Source organism: Nocardioides sp. (genome assembly GCF_034670285.1).
In the GTDB taxonomy this organism is placed as follows: Bacteria; Actinomycetota; Actinomycetes; order Propionibacteriales; family Nocardioidaceae; genus Nocardioides.
Map to the genome: position 1 here is coordinate 1 of NZ_JAXMNS010000114.1, position 9,468 is coordinate 9,468.

10 protein-coding genes are annotated in these 9,468 nt (G+C 70.9%); 1 reads left to right on the plus strand and 9 read right to left on the minus strand.

The annotated features are described in order from the left end of the window. The coding region (locus VOI19_RS07685) for an HNH endonuclease signature motif containing protein (protein WP_323792375.1) at nucleotides 1-378 on the plus strand (378 nt) is incomplete at its 5' end. 87 nt (nucleotides 379-465) lie between these two features. On the opposite strand, the gene VOI19_RS07690 is transcribed toward VOI19_RS07685, so the two are convergent. From VOI19_RS07690 to VOI19_RS07730, 9 genes are all read right to left on the minus strand, one after another. Then, nucleotides 466-1,884, minus strand: a complete 1,419-nt coding sequence (locus tag VOI19_RS07690; protein ID WP_323792376.1) for an amidase — start codon at nucleotides 1,882-1,884, stop codon at nucleotides 466-468. Nucleotides 1,885-1,894: 10 nt separating this feature from the next. Then, on the minus strand, nucleotides 1,895-2,605 hold the full coding sequence (locus VOI19_RS07695; protein ID WP_323792377.1) for an LrgB family protein: 711 nt from the start codon (nucleotides 2,603-2,605) through the stop codon (nucleotides 1,895-1,897). Next, a complete protein-coding gene (locus VOI19_RS07700) occupies nucleotides 2,602-2,961 on the minus strand; it encodes a CidA/LrgA family protein (protein ID WP_323792378.1) in 360 nt (119 codons plus the stop codon). Before VOI19_RS07700 ends, VOI19_RS07695 begins: the two co-directional genes overlap by 4 nt. After that, nucleotides 2,958-3,563, minus strand: coding sequence for a DNA-3-methyladenine glycosylase I (locus tag VOI19_RS07705; protein ID WP_323792379.1), 606 nt, complete (start codon nucleotides 3,561-3,563; stop codon nucleotides 2,958-2,960). Before VOI19_RS07705 ends, VOI19_RS07700 begins: the two co-directional genes overlap by 4 nt. Nucleotides 3,564-3,567: 4 nt before the next feature. Further along, nucleotides 3,568-4,731, minus strand: coding sequence for a sensor histidine kinase (locus VOI19_RS07710; protein ID WP_323792380.1), 1,164 nt, complete (start codon nucleotides 4,729-4,731; stop codon nucleotides 3,568-3,570). A 140-nt stretch (nucleotides 4,732-4,871) separates the two neighbouring features. After that, nucleotides 4,872-7,187 (minus strand): FdhF/YdeP family oxidoreductase, encoded by a 2,316-nt coding sequence (locus tag VOI19_RS07715; RefSeq protein ID WP_323792381.1) that lies wholly within the window; start codon nucleotides 7,185-7,187, stop codon nucleotides 4,872-4,874. Then, on the minus strand, nucleotides 7,184-8,077 hold the full coding sequence (locus VOI19_RS07720) for an FHA domain-containing protein (RefSeq protein WP_323792382.1): 894 nt from the start codon (nucleotides 8,075-8,077) through the stop codon (nucleotides 7,184-7,186). Before VOI19_RS07720 ends, VOI19_RS07715 begins: the two co-directional genes overlap by 4 nt. 2 nt (nucleotides 8,078-8,079) lie before the next feature. After that, nucleotides 8,080-8,334, minus strand: a complete 255-nt coding sequence (locus tag VOI19_RS07725) for a hypothetical protein (RefSeq protein ID WP_323792383.1) — start codon at nucleotides 8,332-8,334, stop codon at nucleotides 8,080-8,082. Nucleotides 8,335-8,420: 86 nt separating this feature from the next. Continuing rightward, the coding region (locus VOI19_RS07730) for a homogentisate 1,2-dioxygenase (protein WP_323792384.1) at nucleotides 8,421-9,468 on the minus strand (1,048 nt) is incomplete at its 5' end.

Here is a 9,468-nt window from a genome sequence, read left to right on the forward strand (position 1 = left end):
GTCATCGACCTCAACGAAGACCTCTCCACGAAGGCCTACGTGCCCACCGCGAAGCTGGTGGAGCAAGTCCGCCTGCGCGACCAGAACTGCGTCTTCCCCAACTGCACCCGCCGAGCCGAGCACTGCGACCTCGACCACCGGGTCCCCTTCAACAAGAAGGACCCCTCCGCCGGTGGCCGAACGACGACTTCAAATCTTTCCCTGCTCTGCAGGAAGCACCACCGCGCCAAGACCTTCTCCGCCTGGCAATACGACTCACCCCAACCCGGGGTCTACGACTGGACCAGCCCCTCAGGCCACCGGTTCCGAGTCACCCGCGGAAGACGCCACGGCCGGATGCCCATCACCACCCCGCTCGACGACCCACCCGAGCCCTGAACACCCCGCCCCGACACCCCGCCGGTCCCGGCGGGGTCACAGGCACGTCACCGGGTTTCGAGGCTCGTCGCTAGCGCTCCTCACACCTCAACCAGCGTGGTGGGCGATGCGGGGGAAGGGGCGGGCTTCCTCGAGCTCGTAGGCCAGCTCGAGCAGGACCGACTCGTGGCCGGCGCCGGCACCGAACATCATCCCCTGCGGCAGGCCCGCCGCCGTCTGCGTGAGCGGGAGGGAGATGGCGGGCGTGCCCGCGATGTTCTGCACGGGGGTGAAGGCCACCCAGTCCATCAGCCGCTCGATGATCGTGTCGTAGTCCTGGGTCGGGTCGAGGTGACCGATCCGCGGGGTCTCGGCGGCGAGCACGGGACTCAGCGTCACGTCGAAGGTGTCGTAGAACTGCTCGGACTCACGAGCCGCCCGACGCAGCCGGCGGATCGCTCCGGGCACGCGGTGGAGGTTGCGGGTGGCGTGCCGCGACAGACCCAGGGTGAGGTTGTCGAGACGGTCGCGGTCCCACGACCGGCCGTGCAGCCGGCGACCGGTGCGCACCATCGCCATCGCGAGCAGCGCCCAGTAGAGCAGGAAGTCCTCCCGGAAGCCGTCGGGCACCGGCGCCGCGACCTCCTCCACGTGGTGGCCCATCTGCTCCAGCAGCGTCACGACGTCGAGCGTCAGGCCGGCGACCTCGGGCGCCGCGCTCACCCCGACCCCACTGGTGTTGAAGCCGATCCGCAGTCGCTTGCGGCCCGGCCGGGTGATGTCGCCGATCGGCGGGAGCGCGAGGTTGCGGAAGACGTGCTCGGACTCGCGGAACACCGCCGCGGTGTCGCGCACCGACCGGGTGACGACCCCGTCGGAGACGATCCGGATCGGCATGTCACGCATCAGCTTGTCCTGGGCGAGCCGGTCCCGGGTGGGCTTCAGCCCGACCAGTCCGTTGACCGACGCCGGGATGCGGATCGAGCCGCCCCCGTCGTTGGCGTGCGCCAGGGGCAGGGCCCCGGAGGCCACCAACGCAGCGCTGCCGGCCGACGAGGCACCGGCGACGTGCTCGGTCGACCACGGTGACCGCACGGCCCCCAGGCGCGGGTGCTCGGCAGCAGCCGAGAAGCCGTACTCCGAGAGCCGGCTCTTGCCGAGCGGGATCAGTCCGGTGGCGAGGAACATCCGCGCGAAGTCGCCATCGGCCTTCTCGGGACGGGGCTCCCAGGCGTCGGCGCCGTCCTGGGTCGGCATGCCCGCGACGTCGACGTTGTCCTTGATCACCGTCGGGATGCCCGAGAAGAACCCGTCGCGAGGCGTGGCCGCCTCGACGCGCGCCCGGTCGTAGGCCCGGTAGGCCATCGCGTTCAGCGAAGGGTTGACCGACTCGACCCGCGCGATGGCCGCCTCGACGACCTCGGGCACCGAGACGGCACCGGCGTGCAGCGCCTCCACCAGTCCGACGGCGTCGAGGTCGCCCAGGGCGTCATCGGTCACGGCACTCACCTGGAGGGGTCGCGTCATGGCAGCGAACCTACTGGAAGAGCACGAGGGCGAGCAGCGGCATCAGGGCACTCGTCGCCAGGGCGGTGAGCCCCATCCCCAGCCCCGAGAAGGCTCCCTGCGTCTCGTCGTCGTGCAGGAGCCGACCGGTGCCGATGCCGTGCGACACCGAGCCGAGCGCCAGGCCCCGCACCCGGGGGTCGCGGATCCGCAGCAGCGTCAGGACGGCCGGTCCGGCCACCGCGCCGAGCACACCCGCCAGGATGGCGAGCACCGCTGCGAGGGGCGCGATCGCCTCGAGACTCTCGGCCAGACCGATTGCGACGGGCGTCGTCGTCGCCTTGGGAGCGACCGTGCGAGCGAGCAGGTCGTCGCCGCCGGCGAGCCGCACGACCAGCGCCGCCGTCGTCACCGACACCACCGCTCCGACGGTCACGCCCACCAGCATCGGCACGACCAGCCCCCGCAGACGCGCCGCCTGACGGTGCAGCGGGATCGCCAGGGCCACCGTCGCAGGACCCAGCCAGAAGGCGATCAGCTCGGTGTCGGCGCGGTAGTCGGCGTAGTCGATGTCGAGTACCACCACGACCGCGCTCATGCACACGATCGCGACAAGCACCGGCTGCGCGAGGGGGTGGCCGCCGGTGCGGTCACGCAGCACGCACCCGAGCTGGTAGGCGCCGATCGTCAGCACCAGCATCAGCAACGGCGACTCCCGCAACCAGGTGAACGCGTCGGTCATCGCGCCTCGTCCGTTCGCCCACCGCGGACCAGCAGCGGAACCGTCCAGCCGACCACCGCCATCCCGACCACCCACGAGACCACCAGGGCCAGCGTCAGCGGCAGCGCCTCGTCGCGCAGGGTCGCGGCGAACGCGACCACCCCCACCCCGGCGGGCACGAAGAGCAGCTGCAGGTGAGCGAGCAGTGCGACACCGGTGCGGACCACCGGAGCGTCGTCCGGGGTACGGCGCCAGGTGAGCACTGCCCACAGCAGCACCAGTCCCACCACGGGACCCGGCACGGGCACGTCGAGCACGCGCACGATCACCTCGCCGACGAGCTGACAGCACAGGAGCCAGAGGAGTCCGACGATCACCCGCCCGACCCGCTGGTCTCGCTGGTCTCGCCCCGGCGGTGACAGCCGAGCAGGTGCGGGTCGAAGATGCCGATCGCCTCCATCAGGGCGTACATCGTCGTCGGACCGACGAAGACGTAGCCGCGCCGCTTGAGCTCCTTCGACAGCGCCACCGACGCAGGCGACGTCGTCGCCATGGTGTCGGTGTCAGCCGGCGTCGGGACGACGTCGGGCGCGAAGGAGCGCACCAGTGCCTCGAGGCCCTCCTGCTCGCGCAGCGCCACCGTGGCGGCCGCGTTGGTGATCGCCGCGGAGATCTTCAGCCGGTTGCGCACGATCCGTGCGTCGCTCATCAGCCGGTCGTGGTCGCCCTGGTCGAAGGACGCGACCTGGTCGGCGTCGAAGCCGCAGAACACCTCGCGGAACGCCTCGCGCTTGTGGAGGATCGTCGACCACGACAGGCCGGACTGGAACGCCTCGAGCGTGAGCCGTTCGAGGTACGCCGCCTCGCCGTGGACGCGGTGGCCCCACTCGCGGTCGTGGTAGTCACGCATCACGCCCGACGTCGTACCGGCCCAGGGGCAGCGGTCGAGACCGTCGTCGCCGGTGAGCGGTCCGGTCATGGCGTCACTCCGTCAGCAGCCGCCGCGGCAGCGAGAGCAGCACCGTGAAGGTGCTGCCGCGTCCGGGCATGCTCGCGACCTCGATGGTGCCGCCCATGAGGGAGACGAGCTGGCGAGAGATCGCCAGCCCCAGACCGGTGCCGCCGTACTTGCGGGTGATGGTCGAGTCGGCCTGGCGGAACGACTCGAAGACGAGTCGCTGCTGCTCTCCGGTGAGCCCGACCCCGGTGTCGACGACGTCGAAGCGCACGCCCACCGACTCGGCGTCGCAGGCAAAGCTGGAGACCCGCAGGGCGACCATGCCCTCGGCGGTGAACTTCGCGGCGTTGCCGACGAGGTTGGCCAGCACCTGGTGGATCCGCTCGGCGTCCCCGATCACCGGCCCCTTCAGGTCCTCGGTGCAGGTGGCCTCGAAGGCGAGGCCCTTCTCGCGGACGGCCGGCCCCATCACGGTGCCGGTCCACTCGACGAGCTCGTTGACGTAGAAGGTGTCGAGGGCGAGCTCGGACTTGCCCGACTCGATGCGGGAGAAGTCCAGGATCTCGTCGACCAGCGAGAGCAGCCGCTCACCGGAGCGGTTCATGATCGACCACAGCGTCGACTGCTGCGGGCTCAGGTCGGTGTCGGTCATCAGCTCGAGCGCGGCCAGGACGCTGGTCAGCGGGGTGCGGATCTCGTGACTCATGGTGGCCAGGAACAGCGACTTCGCCAACGTCGCGGACTCCGCGGCCCGCACCGCCTCGTCGAGGACCTGCTGCATCCGGACCCGCTCGGTGATGTCCTCGATGGTGGCGTGCACCCCGATCACCTCGCCGTCGACGAGGATCGGGACGCCGATGAGGTCGAGCTCACCCCACGAGCCGTCCTTGCGACGGAACCTCACGTCGAGCCGCTTGGAGTGACCTTCGAGCATCGCGGCGAAGTGCTCCGCCATCCGCTTCCGGTCCTCGGGAGCCAGCAACGCCTCGAAGCCCGTGGCCCGCAGCTCGTCCTCGGTGTAGCCACCGCTCAGGATCAGCGCGGCCGGGTTGAGAGCGGTGAAGAGCCCGTCGCGGTCGAGGGAGAAGAAGCCGTGCGGGTGGTGCTCGAGCAGCGACTGCAGACGCGCCTGGGTCTCGCGGAACTCTCGCTCCAGCGCCGTGCCTCGAGAATCGCGCGGGTCGGTCACCACCGCTCCTCCGCTCCGAGGCTGCTCGCGCGCACGCCGCTCACGCACGCGTCCAGGGGGTCCACGGTGTCATGTTCCCACTCACCGGGTACGTCTGGCACCCACTTGCCCAGATCGGCACGGCGCACGCCGTCGGCGCCTCAGCCTCGGCGCGGCACCAACCGGACGACGACCGACTTCGACGTCGGAGTGTTGCTCTCCTCGGCCACCGAGTCGAGCGGGATCAGCGGGTTCGTCTCGGGGTAGTACGCCGCCGCGCACCCCAGCGGCTGCTCGTAGCCCACGACTCGGAAGTCGGGGGCCCGACGCTCGCTGCCGTCGTCCCACTCGCTGACCAGGTCGACCAGGTCGCCCTCCTCGAGTGAGAGGTGCTTGAGGTCGTCGGGGTGGACGAACACCACCCGACGCCCGCCCTTGACGCCGCGATAGCGGTCGTCGAGGCCGTAGATCGTGGTGTTGAACTGGTCGTGGCTGCGCATCGTCTGGAGCAGCAGCCGCCCCTCGGGCACCTCGAGCACCTCCAGCGGCGTGACCGCGAACCGGGCCAGCCCACTGGAGGTCGGGAAGGTCCGTGAGTCGCGCGGCGGGTGCGGGAGGACGAAGCCGCCCGGTCGCCGGCTGCGCTCGTCGTACGACTCACAGCCCGGGACCACCCGCGCGATGCGGTGCCGGATGGAGGTGTAGTCGGAGCGGAACTCCGCCCACGGCAGGTCGTGGCGATCGCCGAGGGTCGCGAGGGCCAGCGAGCAGACGATGTCGACCTCCGAGCGGAGGTGCGGCGACGCGGGCTCGAGCGGGCCGTGGGAGGCGTGCACGGCCGACATCGAGTCCTCGACCGTGACGCGCTGTGCGAGCCCTCCGGTGAGGTCCTTCTCGGAGCGACCCAGCGCCGGGAGGATCAGGGCCTGCGCGCCGGTGACGACGTGCGAGCGGTTGAGCTTGGTCGAGACGTGCACCGTGAGGTCGGCGTTGCGCATCGCCTGCTCGGTGACCGCGGTGTCGGAGACGGCCGCGGTGAAGTTGCCGCCCATCCCGAGGAAGAAGCGCGCTCGGCCGTCGCGCAGGGCACGCACCGAGTCGACGGTGTCGTGACCGTGCTCGCGCGGAGGGTCGAAGCCGAACTCGGCCTGGACCGCGTCGAGGAACTCCGGCGGCGACTTCTCCCAGATGCCCATCGTGCGGTCGCCCTGCACGTTGGAGTGTCCGCGCACCGGGCACAGCCCGGCGCCGGGCTTGCCGATGTTGCCCTGGAGCAGGGCGACGTTGGTGATCTCGCGGATCACGGCCACGGAGTTGCGGTGCTGGGTGATCCCCATCGCCCAGCAGAAGACCGTCGCCGAGGAGGCCCGCAGCATCTCGGCGGCCTCCTCGATCTGGGCTCGGGACAGGCCGCTGGCCCGCTCGATCTCGCTCCAGTCGACGTGGGCGAGGTGCTCGATCCAGGCCTCGAGGCCCTCGGTGTGCTGCGCGGCGAAGTCGTGGTCGATGGCGTCGTGGGCCACGAGGTGGGCCGCGATCCCCCGGAACAGCGCCAGGTCGCCGTTGACGCGCACCGGGAGGTGGAGGTCGGCGAGGTCGGTGCCGTTGCCCACCCAGCCACGCACCTTCTGCGGGTTGCGGAAGTTGACCAGGCCGGCCTCGCGCAGAGGGTTGATCGCCAGGATCTTGGCGCCGCTGCGCTTCGCCTTCTCGAGGGCACTCAGCATCCGCGGGTGGTTGGTGCCCGGGTTCTGGCCGGCCACGATGATCAGCTCGGCGGTCTCGACGTCGGTGAGCGAGACCGAGCCCTTGCCGATGCCGATCGCGTCGTCGAGGGCGACCGACGTCGACTCGTGACACATGTTCGAGCAGTCGGGGAGGTTGTTGGTGCCGAAGGCCCGGGCGAAGAGCTGGTAGACGAACGCGGCCTCGTTGGAGGTCTTGCCCGAGGTGTAGAAGATCGCCTCGTCCGGGCTCGCGAGGCCGTTGAGGGTCTCGCCCATCAGCGCGAAGGCGTCGTCCCAGGAGATCGGCTCGTAGTGGGTGCCACCGGTGCGTCGCACCATCGGTTGGGTGATCCGGCCCTGCTGACCCAGCCAGTACTCCGTGCGGTCCTCGAGGTCGGCGAGCGAGTGCTCGGCGAAGAACTCCGGGCCGATCCGGCGCAGCGTCGCCTCCTCGGTGACCGCCTTGGCGCCGTTCTCGCAGAACTCCGCCGTGTGCCGGTGCTCGGGGTCGGGCCAGGCGCAGCCCTGACAGTCGAAGCCGTCCTTCTGGTTGAGCTTGAGGAGCGTCTGCGCCGTCCGCAGCGGCCCCATCTGCTCCATCGCGCGCTTCATCGACACGGCCACGGCGGTAGCGCCCGCGGCGGCGTGCGACTCACCGCCGACGGTCAGGTCGGTCTCGTCGATGTCGTCGCGTGGCGCCTTGCGCAGGGGTCCGAGACGCCGTCCGAGGTCAGAGAGGGAGGAGCTCATGACCTCATGGTGTCCTGACCGTCCCACTCCCCGGTGTCGACTCGCGGTCCGGGGCGCGGCGGCTGCGGGATCTGGCGTCCCAGCTCGCCTCCGACGCGGCCGTAGTAGGGCCGGCCGTGGTCGGCGTGCTCGTCGCGCCGGAAGGCCAGCACGTGTCCGCCCACCTCGACGCGCGCACCCGTGCGCAGGATCTGACGCTCGACCGCGGCGCCGTGCACCCGGGTCGCCCCGTCGATCGCGATGACCACCCACTCGTCGTTCTCGTCGTGGTGGAGCCTCGCGTGGACCTCGGACAGTCCGGGCAGCTCGATGTCGCTGCCCGGACGGGAGCCGATGATCATGCCGTCCTCGAGCCAGAAGACCGGTTGACGCTCGCCGCCCCAGACGTCGGCCTTCTCCAGGACCAGCCGCGGAGAGCCACCCCGGCCGGGGTCGTGGGTGGTGGTGACCTGGCGACGGGCCCGTGGGCTGAAGGTCGGGGCGATCGGCCACAGCGTCGCGGGCGGGAACATCGCGGCCGTCGGCAGCACCGGGTCGCGGTCGGAGACGCGCGAGCGGGCCGACGTCCAGGCGCCGCGCAGGCTGCCCAGCCGGATCCGACGCGAGCCCGTGGCCCGGCGCTGCCACCACGGCGCGCGGACCGCGCCGAGCGAGACCAGGTGCACCTCGTCGTGCTGCACGCGCACCTTGATCCCGCGATCGGCCAGGCTCTCGGCGAGAGCCCGGATGCCCGCGGCGTCGCCCGCACCTGCGAAGGCGCCGGGGTCGCTGACGTCCAGGGTCAGGCGGTTGCCCTGGCCGCTCAGCCGGCCGGTGATCGTGGTGCTCCCCTCGCGCTCGAGGGAGAACGACAGGTCGGCGTCGATGGTCGTGGTGGTCGGCCGGGACATGATCAGCTGCGCCCGACGGCGGTGGCAGAGCCCGCCTGGCTGTCGCTCGTGGTCACCGTGAGGGTGCCGTGGAGCTTCCAGGTGGCCCGAGGCGCGTTGGCGCCGGTGTCGCGGGGGACCTCGACGGCCATGTCCTCGAACCGGTAGTGGATGGCGGCCTGGCGGCCGGTGAGGAAGTCCCACATCTTCTGACCGAGGTCGGTCCAGTCGAGGACGTCGTCGTCGCGGCCCTCGAGGGACTGGGTGGTGGTGGTCATGGTGTGCTCCTTGGAAGTGGTTGAACGGTTGACCTCCAGTGCACGTCACCCCCGGCCGAACCGTCACACCCCTTTGGTGACGCGTGTCACATGCCCCGGGCCCAGGACCACGCGTAGGCCGGGTCCTCGCAGGCCAGCGCCCCCTCGCCGAGCTCGAGCGCGGCGAAGGTGTCGACCATGACCGCCGACTCCTCGAAGGCCTCAGCGCCCAGCGAAGCCTCGATCGCCGACGGCTGCGGACCGTGGGCGTGGCCGCCGGGGTGCAGGGAGATCGACCCCAGCCCGATGCCGGAGCCCTTGCGCGCCTCGTAGTCGCCCCCGACGTAGAACATGACCTCGTCGCTGTCGACGTTCGAGTGGTAGTAGGGCACCGGGATCGCCAACGGGTGGTAGTCGACCTTGCGCGGCAGGAAGTTGCAGATCACGAAGTTGTGGCCCTCGAAGACCTGGTGCACGGGCGGCGGCTGGTGGATCTTGCCGGTGATCGGCATGTAGTCGTCGATGTTGAACGTGTAGGGATACAGGCAGCCGTCCCAGCCGACGACGTCGAACGGGTGCGTGGCGTAGGTCAGCCGGGTGCCGACGACCTGGCCCTGCGCGCGGTGCTTGACGAGGACCTCGACCTCCTCGCTCGCAGCCCCGTCCGCGTCCGCGTCGAGGAGGTGGACGTCGTCCGGTCCGTGCAGGTCGCGCTCGCAGTACGGCGCGTGCTCGAGCAGCTGGCCGTAGCGCGACAGGTAGCGCTTGGGCGGGGCGATGTGGCTGTTGGCCTCGATGGCGTACAGCTGCGAGGCGGTCTGCGGCACCCACCGGTGCGTCGTCGCGCGCGGGATCACGACGTAGTCGCCGGCGCGGTAGGTCAGCACCCCGAAGACGGTCTCGACCGTGCCGGCGCCGGACTCGACGTAGACGCACTCGTCGCCGGTCGCGTTGCGGTAGAGCGGCGAGGCCGTCTCCCCGGTGACGACGTAGGAGATCCGTACGTCGTTGTTGCCGAGCACCAGGCGTCGGTCGAGCACCGCGTCGGTGCCGGTGGCGAGCTCGTGGAGCTTGAGGTGACGAGGCTTGAGCGGGTGGTTGGGCACCCGCACCTGGTCGGGGAGCTCCCAGACCTCCGAGCCGGTGATCGCGGAG

Bases quoted from the DNA above. Each gene is read 5' to 3' on its own strand.
- VOI19_RS07725 (WP_323792383.1), bottom strand. From the start codon at position 8,334: ATGACCACCACCACCCAGTCCCTCGAGGGCCGCGACGACGACGTCCTC.
- VOI19_RS07720 (WP_323792382.1), bottom strand. From the start codon at position 8,077: ATGTCCCGGCCGACCACCACGACCATCGACGCCGACCTGTCGTTCTCC.
- VOI19_RS07705 (WP_323792379.1), bottom strand. From the start codon at position 3,563: ATGACCGGACCGCTCACCGGCGACGACGGTCTCGACCGCTGCCCCTGG.
- VOI19_RS07695 (WP_323792377.1), bottom strand. From the start codon at position 2,605: ATGACCGACGCGTTCACCTGGTTGCGGGAGTCGCCGTTGCTGATGCTG.
- VOI19_RS07715 (WP_323792381.1), bottom strand. From the start codon at position 7,187: ATGAGCTCCTCCCTCTCTGACCTCGGACGGCGTCTCGGACCCCTGCGC.
- VOI19_RS07690 (WP_323792376.1), bottom strand. From the start codon at position 1,884: ATGACGCGACCCCTCCAGGTGAGTGCCGTGACCGATGACGCCCTGGGC.